Annotated in this window: 18 protein-coding genes, 1 tRNA gene and 1 pseudogene; 13 read left to right on the forward strand and 7 right to left on the reverse strand. The window is 72.4% G+C overall.

Annotated elements, in window-relative coordinates:
* A pseudogene (locus ACTHMF_RS15295) lies at positions 1-967 on the forward strand (phosphoketolase); the annotation flags it as partial.
* A 136-nt stretch (positions 968-1,103) separates the two neighbouring features.
* On the opposite strand, the gene ACTHMF_RS15300 reads toward ACTHMF_RS15295, so the two are convergent.
* Entirely contained in the window at positions 1,104-1,883 is a 780-nt protein-coding gene (locus tag ACTHMF_RS15300; protein ID WP_440318769.1) for an SGNH/GDSL hydrolase family protein, read from the reverse strand.
* Between the two features lie 36 nt (positions 1,884-1,919).
* On the opposite strand from ACTHMF_RS15300, the gene ACTHMF_RS15305 reads away from it, so the two are divergent.
* Positions 1,920-2,396 (forward strand): VOC family protein, encoded by a 477-nt coding sequence (locus ACTHMF_RS15305; RefSeq protein WP_314145864.1) that lies wholly within the window; start codon positions 1,920-1,922, stop codon positions 2,394-2,396.
* A 19-nt stretch (positions 2,397-2,415) separates the two neighbouring features.
* Here the strand turns inward: ACTHMF_RS15305 and ACTHMF_RS15310 are convergent, their stop codons facing one another.
* From ACTHMF_RS15310 to ACTHMF_RS15320, 3 genes are all read right to left on the reverse strand, one after another.
* Positions 2,416-3,360, reverse strand: coding sequence for a hypothetical protein (locus ACTHMF_RS15310; RefSeq protein WP_440318770.1), 945 nt, complete (start codon positions 3,358-3,360; stop codon positions 2,416-2,418).
* Positions 3,361-3,494: 134 nt separating this feature from the next.
* Complete coding sequence (locus tag ACTHMF_RS15315) at positions 3,495-4,517, reverse strand: LLM class flavin-dependent oxidoreductase (RefSeq protein ID WP_314145984.1); 1,023 nt, start codon at positions 4,515-4,517, stop codon at positions 3,495-3,497.
* 37 nt (positions 4,518-4,554) lie between these two features.
* The gene (locus ACTHMF_RS15320) at positions 4,555-5,355 is read right to left on the reverse strand and encodes an alpha/beta hydrolase (RefSeq protein WP_314145862.1); all 801 of its coding nucleotides are present in this window, start codon (positions 5,353-5,355) and stop codon (positions 4,555-4,557) included.
* A 48-nt stretch (positions 5,356-5,403) separates the two neighbouring features.
* On the opposite strand from ACTHMF_RS15320, the gene ACTHMF_RS15325 reads away from it, so the two are divergent.
* Positions 5,404-6,228, forward strand: a complete 825-nt coding sequence (locus ACTHMF_RS15325) for a hydrolase (RefSeq protein ID WP_440318772.1) — start codon at positions 5,404-5,406, stop codon at positions 6,226-6,228.
* Positions 6,229-6,237: 9 nt separating this feature from the next.
* On the opposite strand, the gene ACTHMF_RS15330 is transcribed toward ACTHMF_RS15325, so the two are convergent.
* Positions 6,238-6,561 (reverse strand): thioredoxin family protein, encoded by a 324-nt coding sequence (locus ACTHMF_RS15330; protein WP_440318774.1) that lies wholly within the window; start codon positions 6,559-6,561, stop codon positions 6,238-6,240.
* Positions 6,562-6,634: 73 nt separating this feature from the next.
* On the opposite strand from ACTHMF_RS15330, the gene ACTHMF_RS15335 reads away from it, so the two are divergent.
* The 8 genes from ACTHMF_RS15335 to ACTHMF_RS15370 all read left to right on the forward strand — a co-directional run bounded on the left by ACTHMF_RS15335 (position 6,635) and on the right by ACTHMF_RS15370 (position 12,334).
* Positions 6,635-7,135, forward strand: a complete 501-nt coding sequence (locus tag ACTHMF_RS15335) for an FBP domain-containing protein (protein ID WP_440318775.1) — start codon at positions 6,635-6,637, stop codon at positions 7,133-7,135.
* A gap of 11 nt (positions 7,136-7,146) precedes the next feature.
* Positions 7,147-7,815 (forward strand): response regulator transcription factor, encoded by a 669-nt coding sequence (locus ACTHMF_RS15340; protein WP_314145857.1) that lies wholly within the window; start codon positions 7,147-7,149, stop codon positions 7,813-7,815.
* On the forward strand, positions 7,812-9,029 hold the full coding sequence (locus tag ACTHMF_RS15345) for a sensor histidine kinase (protein ID WP_314145856.1): 1,218 nt from the start codon (positions 7,812-7,814) through the stop codon (positions 9,027-9,029). Before ACTHMF_RS15340 ends, ACTHMF_RS15345 begins: the two co-directional genes overlap by 4 nt.
* 94 nt (positions 9,030-9,123) lie before the next feature.
* Positions 9,124-9,411: a hypothetical protein gene (locus ACTHMF_RS15350; RefSeq protein ID WP_440318777.1), complete on the forward strand. Its 288-nt coding sequence runs from the start codon at positions 9,124-9,126 to the stop codon at positions 9,409-9,411.
* Positions 9,389-10,351: an FAD:protein FMN transferase gene (locus ACTHMF_RS15355; RefSeq protein WP_440318778.1), complete on the forward strand. Its 963-nt coding sequence runs from the start codon at positions 9,389-9,391 to the stop codon at positions 10,349-10,351. Before ACTHMF_RS15350 ends, ACTHMF_RS15355 begins: the two co-directional genes overlap by 23 nt.
* A complete protein-coding gene (locus ACTHMF_RS15360) occupies positions 10,348-10,905 on the forward strand; it encodes a ferric reductase-like transmembrane domain-containing protein (RefSeq protein ID WP_440318779.1) in 558 nt (185 codons plus the stop codon). Before ACTHMF_RS15355 ends, ACTHMF_RS15360 begins: the two co-directional genes overlap by 4 nt.
* Positions 10,902-12,101, forward strand: a complete 1,200-nt coding sequence (locus tag ACTHMF_RS15365; RefSeq protein ID WP_440318781.1) for an NADH-ubiquinone oxidoreductase-F iron-sulfur binding region domain-containing protein — start codon at positions 10,902-10,904, stop codon at positions 12,099-12,101. The genes ACTHMF_RS15360 and ACTHMF_RS15365 overlap by 4 nt, the downstream gene beginning before the upstream one ends.
* Positions 12,098-12,334 carry a ferredoxin gene (locus ACTHMF_RS15370; RefSeq protein ID WP_440318783.1) on the forward strand — a complete coding sequence of 79 codons (237 nt, stop codon included), beginning with the start codon at positions 12,098-12,100 and terminating at the stop codon, positions 12,332-12,334. Before ACTHMF_RS15365 ends, ACTHMF_RS15370 begins: the two co-directional genes overlap by 4 nt.
* 18 nt (positions 12,335-12,352) lie before the next feature.
* Here ACTHMF_RS15370 and ACTHMF_RS15375 read toward each other — a convergent pair.
* Positions 12,353-12,435, reverse strand: a tRNA-Leu gene (locus tag ACTHMF_RS15375).
* Between the two features lie 38 nt (positions 12,436-12,473).
* Between ACTHMF_RS15375 and ACTHMF_RS15380 the strand changes: the two genes are divergently transcribed.
* Positions 12,474-13,079, forward strand: a complete 606-nt coding sequence (locus ACTHMF_RS15380; RefSeq protein ID WP_314148908.1) for an ANTAR domain-containing response regulator — start codon at positions 12,474-12,476, stop codon at positions 13,077-13,079.
* 59 nt (positions 13,080-13,138) lie between these two features.
* Here ACTHMF_RS15380 and ACTHMF_RS15385 read toward each other — a convergent pair whose 3' ends face one another.
* Complete coding sequence (locus tag ACTHMF_RS15385; protein ID WP_314148906.1) at positions 13,139-13,549, reverse strand: hotdog fold thioesterase; 411 nt, start codon at positions 13,547-13,549, stop codon at positions 13,139-13,141.
* 66 nt (positions 13,550-13,615) lie between these two features.
* On the opposite strand from ACTHMF_RS15385, the gene ACTHMF_RS15390 reads away from it, so the two are divergent.
* On the forward strand, positions 13,616-15,397 hold a 1,782-nt coding region (locus tag ACTHMF_RS15390), incomplete at its 3' end, for a DNA polymerase (protein ID WP_440318785.1).

Genomic DNA, 15,397 nt, shown 5'->3' on the forward strand with positions numbered 1-15,397 from the left:
GTCCTACGAGGCGTTCATCCACATCGTCGACTCGATGTTCAACCAGCACGCCAAGTGGCTGAAGAGCTCCCGGGGCATCCCGTGGCGGCGCCCGGTGGCATCGCTGAACTACCTGCTGAGCTCGCACGTGTGGCGGCAGGATCACAACGGCGCGTCGCACCAGGACCCGGGGTTCATCGACCACGTCGTCAACAAGAAGGCGGACGTCGTTCGCGTCTACCTGCCGTTCGACGCGAACACGCTGCTCTCCACCTACGACCACTGCCTGCGCTCGGTCGACTACGTCAACGTGGTCGTCGCCGGGAAGCAGCCGGCGCCGAACTGGCTGACGATGGACGAGGCGATCGCGCACTGCACGCGCGGCATCGGCATCTTCGACTGGGCGGGGACGGAGCGCGACGGCGAGGAGCCGGATGTCGTGCTCGCGTGCGCTGGCGACATCCCGACGCTCGAGGTGCTCGCGGCGGCGGGCATCCTGCGCGACCGGCTGCCCGACCTGAAGGTGCGCGTCGTCAATGTGGTCGACCTGATGCGCCTGCAGAGCGAGGGCGAGCACCCGCACGGTCTCAACGACCGCGAGTACGACGCGCTGTTCACCGTCGACAAGCCGGTGATCTTCGCCTACCACGGCTACCCGTGGCTCATCCACCGGCTCACCTACCGCAGGGCGGGGCACGGCAACCTGCACGTGCGCGGCTACAAGGAGGAGGGGACCACGACCACGCCGTTCGACATGGTCATGCTGAACGACCTGGACCGCTACCACCTGGTGATGGACGTGCTGGACCGTGTGCCCGGGCTGGCCGCGCGGGAGGCGCGCTTCCGGCAGGAGATGCAGGACGCGCGGCTGCGCGCGCGTCAGTACACGCGCGAGCGCGGGGAGGACATCCCCGAGGTCGCCGAGTGGAAGTGGGGAGGCGGCGCGCGCACGACGCGCATCGACACCACGGGCGGCGACAACGACTGAGGCGCGCGCGCCTTCCCCGCCGCTGACGCAGAGGGGACGCGTCTGCCGGTGAACGGTCGCGACACGCCGCCTGGGCGCATGCGTGACGGCGTGTCGCGACCGCTCGGCGCCGTGGCCGGGCGGGCGACGGGGAGGGTCAGAGCGGCTGGGCGGAGGCGGGGTCGACGGGCGTGAGCTCGGCGATCTTGGCGGCGCGGCCGTCGCCGGAGGAGCGGCCGGTGAGGCGGCGGCCGATCCAGGGCAGCACGAACCGGCGGTAGTAGTCGGCGGTGCGCCGCCTCGGCTCGCCCGCGGGCGCCGCCGCGACCTCCTCGACGCCCCACTCCGCGGGGACCGGGACGTCGAACGCGGTCAGCACGTTGCTCGCGACGCGCGCGTGGCCGAGCGCGTTCAGGTGCAGCCGGTCCTCCGACCAGTAGCGGATGTCCTCGAGCGTCTCGTCCGCCCAGTTGTCCACGAACACCATGCCCTCGCGCGGCAGCATCGCGCGGACGGCGACGGCGAGCTCGTTGCCGCGGCGACGGATCAGCCCGCCGAGCGGGAGGTGCCTGCTCGGGTTCGCGCCGCTCAGCAGCAGCATCGTGCTGCCGGCCGCCGTGACCCGGTCGGCGGCGGCGACCAGCGCCTCGGCGACGCCCTCGCTGGAGACGCGCGGCCGCATGATGTCGTTGCCGCCGCCGTTCAGGCTCACCAGCTCGGGATGCTGCGCGAGCGCCGGCTCCACCTGCTCCCGGATGATCGGACCGAGCTTGCGGCCGCGCACGGCGAGGTTGGCGTAGCGGACGGGCTCGGGCGAGGCGAGCGCGAGGCCGAGGGCGACGAAGTCCGCCCAGCCGCGCACGCGGCCGTCGGGGAGGTCGTCGCCGACGCCCTCCGTGAAGCTGTCTCCGATGGCGATGTAGCTGCTGAACAACACGCCCCAACGCTACCGCCGCCGCGTAGCATGTGCCGCATGCAGAAGGTGACGACATTCCTCTGGTACGACGACCAGGCCGAGCAGGCCGCGCAGCGGTACGTCTCGCTGCTCCCCAACTCGCGGATCGTCCGCGTCGAGCGGATGGGCGCCGACGACGCCGACCCCTCCGCGGGCACCGTCGTCGTGACCTTCGAGCTGGACGGGATCGAGTACCAGGCGATGAACGCGGGTCCGCTGTTCCCGTTCACCGAGGCCATCTCGATCTCCGTGCTCTGCGACGACCAGGCGGAGGTCGACCGGCTCTGGGACGCGCTGACGGCGGACGGCGGGGAGCCCAGCCGGTGCGGCTGGCTGAAGGACCGCTGGGGCCTGAGCTGGCAGATCGTGCCGCGGGCGCTGATCGAGCTGCAGCGCGACCCGGATCCCGCACGCGCGCGCCGCGCGAACGACGCGATGCTCCAGATGGGCAAGATCGACATCGCCGCCCTCTACGCGGCCGCCGACGCGGGCTGAACCGCACCGGCGCGCCGGCTCAGCGCGCGAGCAGCGCCTGCCAGGAGAGCAGGTGCTCGACGGTCACGCCGCGGTAGCCGGTCAGGCCGGACAGCTCGGAGCGGACGATGGCGGTCTGCGCCTCCAGCACGGCCGCGGTGTCGTCGCCGAACGTCGCGCCTGCGCCTCCCGCCACCTGCGGGGAGTCCGTCTCGACGCCGACGCTGAACGGCAGGCCGGCGGCGCTCGCCGCGGCGGCCGCGGGCCGGGCGAGCGCGACGATGCCGTCGTCGCCGTCCGCGTGGTCGGAGAACGCGACGATCGCCACGGAGTCCAGGTGCGGCAGCAGCGTCTGGAACAGCGTCCCCGAGCCTCCCGGCTGCGCCTTCGCCTGCAGCCACCAGGGCAGGTCGGCGCCGACCGGGACGCCGCCCGCCGCCTGCGCGGCCGTGTCGTACATCGTGCCGAGCTGGGCGACGATGCCGGGCAGCTGGTCGTCGGTGGCGCCGACCCACGGCTCGACGTCGAACTGGATCGCGTCGAAGGGCGCCGTCGCGAGCGCGGTCCTCGTCCAGGTGGCCGCGAGCTCCGGCTGGGTGGCCCACGCGGGGTCGCCGCCGAGGGCCGCGACGGTCGTCACCCCGGCGCCGTGCAGCGCGGAGACCGCGGCGGGCAGCCAGGTGGCGAACTCGCCCTGGTCGGCCGCCCACGGCACCGACAGGTACACCGTCTGCAGCCGGTGGGCGGAGGCGAACGCCGCGAGGGCAGCGGGTTCGAAGGCCGCGTCCCCGGTGCCGCGCGCGTCGGTGGCGGGGTCGATCGGATTGCCCCAGGCCCACATCCCGGTGAGCGCCGACGGCGTCGACGCGTCCGTGAGCGTCACGGCCGTCGCCGGTGCGGAGGCCAGGCCGGTGAGGCCGGTGAGCCCGAGAGCGGTGGCGAGAGCGGCCATCGAGACCGTCGTCGCGCGTCGTCCAGTACGCAAAGCACACCCCTTCCGTGGGACCGGACGGGATCGTCACGGCCTGTGCTGCGGCGGATTCGGGTGTGCCGCGCGTCCATCATCGCAGCATCCCCGGAGTTCACCGAGTCACCTGTTCGGGGGGAGTGCGCGCGCCGTCAGTCGCGCCAGCCCAGCTCGCGGCCGATGGCGACGATGTCCGAGAGCAGGTGCGCGTTGAAGTCGACGCCGAGCTGGTTCGGGACGGTGACCAGCACGGTGTCCGCCATCCGCACCGCCTCGTCCTCCGCGAGCTCGGCCACCAGCTTCTCCGGGTCGCCGATGTAGGACCGGCCGAAGCGGGCGAGGCCGCCGTCGAGGTGCCCGACCTGATCCCTGCCCTCCACCTGGGCGCGCGCGCCGAAGTAGCGGCGCGACTGCTCGTCGGTGATCGGGATGATGCTGCGGCTGACGCTCACACGCGGCTCGCGCTCCCAGCCCATCTCGGACCAGGTCTGCCGGAACCGGGTGATCTGCTCGGCCTGCAGCTGGTCGAAGGGCACGCCGGTGTCCTCGGTGAGCAGGGTCGATGACATCAGGTTCATGCCCTGCTCGGCTGTCCACTCCGCAGTGGCGCGCGTCCCCGCGCCCCACCAGATCCGCTCCGGCAGGGTGTCGGAGAGCGGCTGGATGGCGAGGCCTCCGGTGCTGCCCGTCATCTGCGGGTTCGCGTTGGCCATCGCCTCCCCGGCGATCGCGGCGCGGAACAGCGTGGTGTGCCTGCGCGCCATGTCCGCGTCCGACTCCCCGTCGCCCGGGACGTAGCCGAACGACTCGTAGCCGGCCAGCGCCGTCTCGGGTGACCCGCGGCTCACGCCGAGCTGCAGCCGCTCGCCGCTGATCAGATCGGCCGCCGCCGCGTCCTCGGCCATCGCGAGGGGGTTCTGGTAGCGCATGTCGATCACGCCGGTGCCGATCTCGATGCGCCTGGTGCGCGCGCCGATGGCCGCGAGCAGCGGGAACGGCGAGGCGAGCTGGGGCGCGAAGTGGTGCACGCGGACGAACGCGCCGTCCGCACCGACCTCCTCCGCGGCCTCGGCCAGTTCGATGGTCTGCTGGAGCGCGTCGGCCGCGGTGCGGACGACGGAGCCGGGGACGGCCTGGTAGTGGCCGAAGCTGAGGAAGCCGATGCGTTTCACGATGGGGTTCAAGCCGGGCGCGGCCGGGGCTATTCCTGCCTCAGTCGCCCAGGCCCTGCTGCTGCAGCCACACCAGCACCTCGGTCGCGACGTCGCGCCAGCCGTGGTCGATCACGAGCGAGTGGCCGCGGTCGCGGAAGGTGATCAGCTCGGTGACGGCGTTGGAGTCGCGGTACTGCTTGAGCGTCGCGTCGGTGGTCACCTCGGGCACCGTGTTGTCCTCGCCGCCCGCGATCAGCAGCAGCGGACCCCTGTCCTCGTTCTTCGTGTCCACCGCCGCCTCGGAGTGCATGCGGAAGTTGGCGGCGGCCGCCTGGAAGATCGGCCGGACGGTCGACGGGACGGTCCAGCGGTCGTAGAGCTCCGTCGCCTCCTCCTCCGGCAGCTGGTTGGCGAAGCCGTAGGCGAACTGGTCGCGGGTCAGCGAGATCGGCTTGTGGATGTTCGCGGGGTTGCTGAGCACCGGGAACGACGAGCGCAGCTGGCGGAACGGCAGCGGAAGCACGCCCTTGATCTGGGCGGGGTCGATCGCGACGCCGGCGTTGCCGTAGCCCTCGCCGATCAGCTTCTCGGTGATCAGACCGCCGAAGGAGTGGCCGATGATGACGGGAGGCACGTCCATCGCCTCGATGATGCCGGCGAAGTGCTTGGTCACCTCGTCGATGCCCTTGTCCGCGACGTCGTCCGGGTGCTCGCGGGTGGCGGCGACGGTGTCGCGCTCGCCGGGCCAGAGCGGTGCGACGGGCGCGTAGCCCTCCGCCGTGAAGAGGTCGATCCAGGGCTGCCAACTGCTCGCGTGCAGCCAGAGGCCGTGGATGAAGAGAACGGGTTGATTCGCCATGCGGCAGAGGGTATTCGCTCGCCCCCTCGCGCGGCTAGAGTCGCGATCATGGCGGATTGGCTGTGCGCGACCTGCGCCGTGGAGACGACACCCATCGACACCCCCGGCGGCGAGGAGCCGCCGGCGGCCTGCCCGATCTGCGAGGACGAACGGCAGTACGTCCCGCCGACCGGGCAGGTGTGGACGACGCTGCAGCGGCTGCAGCGCGAGGGCGAGCACGTGGTGATCACCGAGCTCGAGCCCGACCTGTACGGGCTGAGCAGCATCCCGAAGGTCGGCATCGGCCAGCGGGCCATGCTGCTGCGCACCCCGGAGGGCAATCTGCTGTGGGATCCGACCGGCTATGTCGACGAGCAGGCGGCCACCGCGGTGCAGGACCTCGGCGGCGTCGCCGTGATCGCCACCAGCCACCCGCACATGTTCGGCGCCCAGACCAGCTGGTCGCGGATGCTGGGCGGCCCTCCGGTGCTCGTGAACGAGGCCGACCGGCACTGGGTGCAGCGCGAGGACCCGTCGATCCGGGTCTGGAGCGGCGAGGAGGAGGTGCTGCCGGGGGTGACGCTGCGCACGATCGGCGGTCACTTCCCCGGCAGCGCCGTGGCGCACTGGGACCGCGGCGTGGTGCTCAGCGGCGACACCGTGTTCCCCGGCCCGTCGCAGCGCTGGGTGACGTTCCAGCGCAGCTTCCCCAACGACATCCCGCTCTCGGCCGCGGTCGTCCGCCGGGTCGCCGACCGGGTGTGCGAGCGGCCGTTCGACCGGATGTACGGCAACCTGGGCAACGTCATCCCGGAGGACGCGCGCGGCGCCGTGCTGCGGTCGGCCGAGCGCTACATCGGCTGGGTCGGCGGCGCGTTCGACCACCTGACCTGAGCCGCGGTCTCACAGGTAGGGCGCCAGCTCGAACTCGAGCGCGGGCTTGGGCTTCGCGCCGATGATGGTCTTCACCACCTCGCCGTCCCGGAAGAGCTTCATCACCGGGAGCGCGAGCGCGCGGTACTCCGCCGTGCTGCGCGGGTTCTCGTCCGCGTTGATCTTGACGATGCGGATCCGGTCGGCGTGCTCGTCCGCGATCGACTGCAGGATGGGGGAGAGGGCACGGCATGGACCGCACCAGGGCGCCCAGAACTCCACGAGGGTGGTCCCGGGGGCGCAGAGGACATCGGTGGCGAAGCTGGCGTCGGTGACGCTGTCGAGGGTGTTCATGACGGCACGCTAAGCCCTGACCCCGGCGGCAAGGTCAAGAACCTGTGCGAGCATGGGACGGGAGGAGGTGCCCATGGAGAGCCTGACCGCGCGAGAGATCCGCGACTCGTTCGTCAACTGCTCCCGCGCCGATGCGGAGGAGCTGCCGCTGCCGCCCGGCATGCACGAGGTGGACTGGTCCCGCCGCGAGTACCTCGGCTGGCGCGACCCGCGCCTCCCGCAGCGCGGCTACGTCGTGGTCCCGACCCCGGACGGCCCGGTCGGCATCGTGCTCAAGGCGTCCGAGGCATCGATGCGCTCGCACGCGCCGTCGATGTGCGGCTGGTGCCAGGACGTGCACGTCACCCGCGACGTCTACTTCTGGTCGGCGCGCAGGGCGGGTCAGGCCGGGCGCAACGGCGACACGGTCGGCACGCTGGTCTGCGGGAGCTTCGAGTGCAGCGAGAACGTGCGGCGCACTCCGCCCGCGCAGTACGTGGGCTTCGACCCCGATCGCGTGATCGAGGAGCAGATCGCCGGCCTCGCCGAGCGCGCCGGCCGGTTCGCCGCGACCGTCGTCGGCGCGCGGATCTGAGCGGGCGGGACGTGGACGCGCGGCCGCGCATCCTGGTGGTCGAGGACGACCCGCGGCTCGCCGCGATGCTGGGCGAGCTGCTCGCCTCCGAGGGCTACGACGTCGTCACTGCGCAGGACGGCCAGCGCGGCCTGCACCTCGGGCTGACCGAGGCGTTCGACGTCGCTGTGCTCGACCGCGGGCTCCCCGTCGTCGACGGGATGGGCGTGCTCTCCGGGTGGCGCGACGCCGGCGTGCTCACCCCGGTGCTCATCCTCTCCGCGCTCGGCACGGCGACCGACCGCGTGGAGGGCCTGGACGGCGGCGCGGAGGACTACCTCGTCAAACCGTTCGATATCGACGAGCTGCTCGCGCGGCTGCGGGTGCTCCGGCGCCGGCTCAGCAGCACGGTGCCCGTCGTCCGGTTCCCCGGCGGGCGCCTCGACCCGGACGGGCGAACCGTGACGCGCGACGACGGCACGGACATCGCCCTGTCCGAGCGCGAATCGGCGCTGCTGGAGCGGCTCGCACGGCGACCCGGGCAGGTGTTCTCCCGCGACGACCTGCTCGCGACCGTGTTCGCCGCGGCGGACGACCCCGGTGTCGTCGACACGTACGTCCACCACCTGCGCCGCAAGCTCGGCCGCTCGGCGGTGGAGACCGTGCGCGGGGTCGGCTACCGGCTGGGGCGCGGAGTGTGAGCGCCGGGCGGGCGGACAGGGAGCTGCGCAGCGCGTCCGTGCGGCTCGCGATCCAGTTCGGCGTCCTGATCCTCGTCCTGTTCGCCGTTCTCGGCGGGGTCGTCTACGCGATCGTCGCCGGGTCGCAGGCGGAGGCGGCGCGCCGTGCGGTCGAGGACACCTCGCGCATCGACTCCCCGCACGACGCGCCACCGGGGATGTTCGTGACGATCACCGGCGACCGAGGCACCATGAGCTCCCCGGACATCCCGGACGGGCTTCCGGTCGAGGAGGCGTTCGCGGCGGTGCGCGCGAACGGGCAGCCGGACGAGCGGACGGTCACGGCCGACGGCAGGGACTATCTGGTGCGCACGACGGAGCAGGGCGACCACTGGATCCAGGTCGCCTACCCGCTGCGCGAGCAGCAGGAGGAGCTGGCCAGGCTCGCGACAGCGCTGATCGTGTCCGGGGTGATCGCGGCGCTCGCCGCGGCCGGGATCGGCGTGCTGATGGCCAGACGGGCGATGCGGCCGCTCGCCGACGCACTGCGGATGCAGCGACGCTTCGTCGCCGACGCCGGCCACGAGCTGCGCACGCCGCTGACGCTGCTCAGCACGCGCGCGCAGCTGGTGCGCAGGCGGCTGACGGAGGAGGACGATCCCGCCGTCGTCGCCGGCGTCGGCGAGATCGTGGACGACTCCCGGGCGCTCACGGAGATCGTCGCGGACCTGCTGCTGGCGGCGGACCCGCGCGAGACGGCGGCGCGCGAACGCGTCGACCTCGCCGGCCTCGCCGCTGCCGCCGTGCGCTCGGTCGCGCCCAAGTCGGAGGAGCGCGGGCTGCGGGTGGACCTGGACGCCCCCGAGCCGGTGGTGGTGTCCGGGGCGCCGGTGTCGCTGCGGCGGCTGATCATCGCCCTGCTGGACAACGCGACCGATCACGCGGCCTCCGCGGTCGAGGTGCGGGTGCAGCGGGCGGGCAGGCACGCCAGGCTGGTGGTCGCGGACGACGGCCCCGGGTTCCCGCAGGACGACCCGGACACCGCGTTCGAGCGCTTCGCCTCCGCGCGCTCGGACGAGGCTCAGACGGCGCCTTCCGCCTCCCGGCATTACGGGCTCGGGCTCGCGCTCGTAGCGGAGGTCGCTGCGCGGCACGGCGGCGCTGTTCACGCCGAGAACGTCGGCCCGGATGGGGGAGCGAGCGTCACCGTCGAGCTGCCCATAGCCGATTCATAAGGACCCGTCAGCCCGCTCCCATCCCGATTAAGGATGCGGAAAGAATCGGCGGCGAGTCTGGGACCAGACCTCGACACGGACGGAGGGCCCCAGGATGGACAGACGATCGGCAGGGCGGCACGCAGCGGTCGGCATCACGACGGCGGTCGGCGTTGTCAGCTTCGCGGTGACCGGGCTGATCTCCGGCTTCCTCTTCGCCGGGACGAACGGGACGGCCACGACCTCGGGGACGACGTCCTCCACAGGAGGGTCCTCGTCCTCGACCGACTCGGGCTCGGGCGACTCCGGCTCGACCGGCTCCGGATCGAGCAGCGACGACTCCGGCAGCGGCATCCAGCAGAGCCAGGGAGGTGGGTTCAGTGGGCACTCCAGCGGCTCCTGAACGACGGGCCTCCGACGGCGACGCGCGCGCCGGATGGACGGTGTGGGGCCTCGACGCGTCCGTGGTCGTCGACGACCCCGCCGACCTCGCCGTCGCCCGCGGACTCGCCGAGGACGAGCTCGCCGCGGTGACCGCAGCGTGCAGCCGCTTCGACGCGGACTCCGAGCTCTCGCGGCTGAACGCGGGACCGCGTCCCGCGGACGGCGTGGTGCTGAGCCCGCTGCTCGCGGAGTTCGTCGGCGTCGCCCTGCAGGTCGCGGCCGACACCGACGGCGCGGTCGACCCGACTCTCGGCGCCGACCTCGACGCTCTCGGCTACGACCGGGACTTCGCGCAGCTGCTGGCCGGTCCTGGTGGGCCGGCCGTCACGATCAGCGTCGCCGGCCCACGCCGCGCCGGCTGGCGCAGGACCGAGCTCTGCGGACGTGTGCTCCGTCTGCCTGGCGACCTCCGGCTCGATCTCGGCGCGACCGCGAAGGCGCACGCCGCCGACAGGATCGCGCGGCGCATCCAGCACGCCACCGGCCGGGGCGCGCTGGTATCGCTCGGCGGCGACATCGCGACCGCCGGGCCCGCCGGCGGGCGGCGCTGGGAGGTGCTGGTGCAGGACCTGCCCGGCGACCCCGCGCAGCAGATCTCGTTGCCTCCGGCCGCGGGGCTGGCGACCTCCAGCACGCAGAAGCGGCGCTGGCAGAGCGACGGGGTGACGCGTCACCACATCCGCGACCCGCGTTCGGGACTCCCGGCGGAACCGGTCTGGCGCAGCGTCAGCGTCGCCGCCCGCAGCTGCCTCGCGGCCAACGCGCACAGCACGGCCGCACTGGTGCGCGGCCGGAGCGCTGCGGCGCTGCTGTCCGCAGCGGAGGTCGACGCCCGGCTCGTCGCGGCCGACGGTGCGGTCGTCACGACCGGCCGCTGGCCGCGGGAGGTGAGATCGTGAACGAGGCGATGTGGGCGCTCGGTCGCGGGTCCGGCGTCGTCGCGCTGGTGCTGCTGACCGCGTCGCTCTGGCTGGGCATCGTGACGCGCTCCGGGCGGCCGCTGCCAGGACTCCCGCGGTTCTCCGTCACGTTGGTGCATCGCAACCTCGCTCTGCTGTCCGTCGTGTTCGTCGGCCTGCACATCCTCACGCTGCTCGCCGACCCGTACGCGAAGCTGACCGCGCTGGACGCCGTCGTCCCGTTCCTCGGCACCACCAAGCCGTTCTGGCTGGGTCTCGGCACGGTTGCCGTCGATCTGATGCTCGCGGTGGTGCTCACCGCGCTGCTACGACGCTGGATCGGGCGGCGGGTGTTCAAAGCGGTGCACTGGGCGAGCTACGCGATGTGGCCGGTCGCCATCGCCCACACGCTCGGGACCGGCACGGACGCTTCCGCCGGCTGGCTCCTGCTGCTGTCGGGAGTTTGCCTGCTGGTCGTCGTGATCGCCGTGCTGTGGCGGCTGTCCGCCCGTTTCGTCGAGAGCGCGGCCGCGCGCAGAGGGGAACTGTCATGACCATGACGATCGAGCAGGGCAGCTCGGCCGCGCCGCCGGCGGACGCGACCCGGCTGCTGGCCGCCGGGCGGGCCGCCGGCGCTGCGGAGCACCTCGCCGCGTACGGCCCGTGGCCTGCGCGGTCCGCCGACGCCCTGCTGGCACAGCTGCACCGTTCCGGGCTCACCGGGCGCGGGGGAGCGGCCTTCCCGGCCTTCCGCAAGCTGCAGGCGGCGGCCGCTGCCTCCCGCCGGCCCGTGGTGATCGGCAACGGCTCGGAGAGGGAGCCGCTCAGCTGGAAGGACGCCGTGCTGCTCGCGAACGCCCCGCATCTGGTCCTGGACGGACTCCTCGTCGCCGCCGACGCGCTGCGGGCGCGCCGCGCCGTCCTGTACGTGCACGAGGCCGCGCTCGAGCCCCTGGAGCGCGCGATCGCCGAGCGCGCCGACGCGCGCGGGGTGGAGCTCGTTGAGGCGGTCGACGGTTTCGTGGCCGGGGAGGCGAGCGCCGTCGTCGACGCGCTGCGCGGCGGGCGCGGGCTGCCGCAGGACCGCACCCGCCGGCTCACCGAGTCCGGCCTGGACGGCAGGCCGACGCTGCTGCACAACGTGGAGACGCTCGCCCAGCTCGCGCTGATCGCCCGCTACGGCGGGGACTGGTTCCGGTCCGTCGGCGACCCGGCGGCGCCGGGGACGCGCCTCGTGACCGTGACCGGGGCGGTCGGCACGGAGGGTGTGCTCGAGGTGCCGACGGACGCGACCGTCGCGGACATCGTCGCGCGCGCCGGAGGGGCCGTCGAGCGCGCGCAGGCCGTGCTGCTCGGCGGCTACCACGGCACCTGGATCCCCGCGTCTGAGGCGCGCACCGCGCCAGGTCCGCTCGCCGGTGCCGGCGTCGTCCACGTCCTCGGCGCCGACCGCTGCGGCCTGCTGGCGACGGCGGAGATCGCGGACGAGCTCGCCGCGGCCTCCGCCCGGCAGTGCGGTCCGTGCCGGTTCGGGCTGCCGGCGATGGCGGCGCGGCTGCGCGAACTGGCGACCGGGCGGATGGCTCCGCAGGCGGCCGCAGAGGCAGCACGGCTGGCCGAGTCGGTGGACGGCCGCGGGTCGTGCCATCATCCGGACGGCAGCGCCCGCCTGGTGCGCAGCGCCCTGCGGGTGTTCGCCGCCGACGTGCGGGCGCACGCCGCCGGCCGCTGCGTGAGGGCGCCGCGATGAGCGCGCCGCGGCACACGTTGCACGTCGACTGGACCCGCTGCGACGGCCGCGGGCTGTGCGCCGAGCTGCTGGAGGGCACGATCGCGCGCGACGAGTGGGGCTACCCGTTCGCCGTCGGCGTCCCGGCGTCCGCCCGCTCGGACATCCCCGTGCGCAGCGATCAGCTGGATGCGGCGGAGGATGCGGTGGCGCTGTGCCCGGTGCTCGCGCTCCGGCTTTCGCGCGGGGTCTGACGGGCCGCGTCCGGGTTGTGCCGCTGGTGGGACTCGAACCCACACGCCCTTTCGGACAAAGCATTTTGAGTGCTCCGCGTCTGCCATTCCGCCACAGCGGCGCACAACAACACTGGAACAATACCGTAGGCTTTTATCCGTGACTGACCAGGAAACCACCCCCACCGCACCCCGCCGCGTCGTCGTCGCCGAGGATGAGTCGCTCATCCGCCTCGACATCGTCGAGATCCTGCGTGACAACGGTTTCGAGGTGGTCGGCGAGGCCGGAGACGGCGAGACCGCTGTCGCGCTCGCCACCGAGCTGCGTCCCGACCTGGTCATCATGGACGTTAAGATGCCGCAGCTGGACGGCATCTCCGCGGCCGAGCGGCTGTCGAAGAACCACATCGCCCCGGTCGTGCTGCTGACCGCGTTCAGCCAGAAGGAGCTCGTCGAGCGCGCCACAGAGGCCGGCGCCCTCGCCTACGTCGTCAAGCCGTTCACCCCGAACGACCTGCTTCCCGCCATCGAGATCGCCCTGGCCCGCTACCAGCAGATCATCGCGCTCGAGGCCGAGGTCTCCGACATGGTGCAGCGCTTCGAGACCCGCAAGCTCGTCGACCGCGCCAAGGGCCTGCTCAACGAGAAGATGGGCCTGTCCGAGCCGGAGGCGTTCCGCTGGATCCAGAAGGCGTCGATGGATCGCCGCCTCACCATGCACGACGTCGCCCAGGCGATCATCGAGCAGCTCGCCCCCAAGAAGTAAGCCCGCGATTCGTCACGAATGGTCGCCATTCGTGACGAGCGGCGACCGCTCGCGACGAATCAGGCCGTCAGGTCCTTGATGAGGTTCGTGATGCGGATGGTCGAGCAGCGGCGACCGCGGTCGTCGGTGACCGCGATCTCGTGCGTCGTGAGCGTGCGGCCGAGGTGGATGGGCGTGCACACGCCGGTCACGTAGCCGCTCGTCGCCGAGCGCGTGTGCGACGCGTTGATCTCGATGCCCACCGCGAGGCGTCCCTCGCCCGCGTAGAGGTTCGCGGACATCGAGCCGAGGGACTCGCCGAGCACGACGTACGCGCCTCCGTGCAGGAGGTCGGCGGGCTGGGTGTTGCCCTCGACCGGCATCCGGGCGACCGCGCGCTCGACGGTGAACTCGACCATCTCGATGCCCATCTTCTCGGCCAGGGCGCCGAGCCCTCGCTGCCGCACGTACGCGAGCGCGTCCTCGGTCATCCCTACCCTTTCGTCACCGTCGTCGGTCCCGTCTGCAGTGTCACCGGCGGCTTGTAGGCTGTCCTGGTGTCAGACTCCGAAAAGCCTACCCTTCTGATCATCGACGGCCATTCGCTGGCTTTCCGGGCCTTCTACGCCCTCCCTGTCGACAGCTTCGTCAACCGCGAGGGCCAGCACACCAACGGCATCCACGGCTTCATCGCGATGCTCATCAACCTGCTGCAGCAGCAGAAGCCGACCCACATCGCCGTGGCCTTCGACATCTCCCGCTACTCGTTCCGCACGCGCGAGTACCCGGAGTACAAGGGCACCCGCGGCGAGACGCCTCCCGAGTTCGCCGGCCAGGTGCCGCTGCTCCAGGAGGCGCTGAAGGCGATGAACATCACCACCATCGCCAAGGAGGACTTCGAGGCGGACGACATCCTCGCCACCCTGGCCAGGCAGGGCGCGGAGCAGGGCTACCGGGTGCTGCTGGTCTCCGGCGACCGGGACACCATCCAGCTGGTCAACGACGACGTGACGCTGCTCTATCCGAACGTCCGCGGCGTCTCGGAGCTCAAGGTCTACAACCCCGCCGCCGTGCGCGAGCGCTACGGCATCGAGCCGCACCAGTACCCGGAGATCGCGGCGCTGGTCGGCGAGACCAGCGACAACCTGATCGGCATCGACAAGGTCGGCGAGAAGACCGCGGTGAAGTGGGTGCAGCAGTACGGGACGGTGGACGAGATCGTCGCGCACGCCGACGAGATCAAGGGCGTGGTCGGCCAGAACCTGCGCGACCAGAAGGAGAACGCGCTCCGCAACCGCCGGCTCAACAAGCTGCTCGACGACGTCGAGCTCCCCGTCGGCCCCGCCGACCTGGAGCGCCGGCCGATCGACGAGAACGCGGTGCGCGACATCTTCGCGCGCCTGCAGTTCAAGACGCTGCTTGACCGGCTGCTGAAGACGGCGGCCGAGGACGGGATGGTGGACGGCTCCGCCCCCGTGGAGACCGACCGCGTCGGCGCGGTGAGCGCCCCGGCCGTGCATACCCTCGTCGACGAGGAGCTGGCGAACTGGCTGAGCAAGGCGTCCGCAGACGGAGCGGCCATCGCCGTCCAGCTGGAGACCGGCCCTGCCGGCATCACGGGCTTCGGCCTGGCGTCCGAGGACGAGTCCGTCTACGTGCCGTGGACGGCCGGCCGCAGGGACTACGAGGCGCTGGAGGAGTGGCTGGCGGGCCCGGCCCCGAAGTACTTCTTCCACGCCAAGCCGCAGTTCAAGGCGCTCAGCCGCGCCGGCTTCATCGTCGACGGGCTGGCCTTCGACACGCGCATCGCCTCCTGGCTGGTGCGACCGGGGGCGGCCCCGCAGTCGCTCGCGGAGCAGGTGTACGAGGTGCTCGGCGAGACGCTGCCGGTGTCCGACCCCAACCAGCTGGTCCCGATCAACGACGCGGTCAGCCCGGCGACGGAGGCCTGGTACATCCGCCGTGTCGCCGATGGCCAGGCGATCGCGCTCGACGACGGCACGCGCCGCGTGCTCGACGACATCGAGCTCCCGCTGGTCGCGGTGCTCGCCGAGATGGAGCTGAACGGCGTCGCCATCGACGGCGAGGTGCTCGCCCGGCTGCGCGGCCAGCTCACCGACAAGGCGAACGACTTCGCCGCCCAGGCGTACGCCGAGATCGGCCACGAGATCAACCTCGGATCGCCGAAGCAGCTGCAACAGGTCCTGTTCGAGGAGCTGCAGATGCCGAAGACCCGGGCGACCAAGACCGGCTACTCGACCGACGCCGCCTCACTCGCCGACCTGCAGGAGAAGAGCCCGCACCCGTTCCTCGGCCTGCTGCTGCAGCACAGGGACGCG

The organism is Leifsonia sp., assembly GCF_051955155.1.
Taxonomy (GTDB): Bacteria; Actinomycetota; Actinomycetes; order Actinomycetales; family Microbacteriaceae; genus Leifsonia.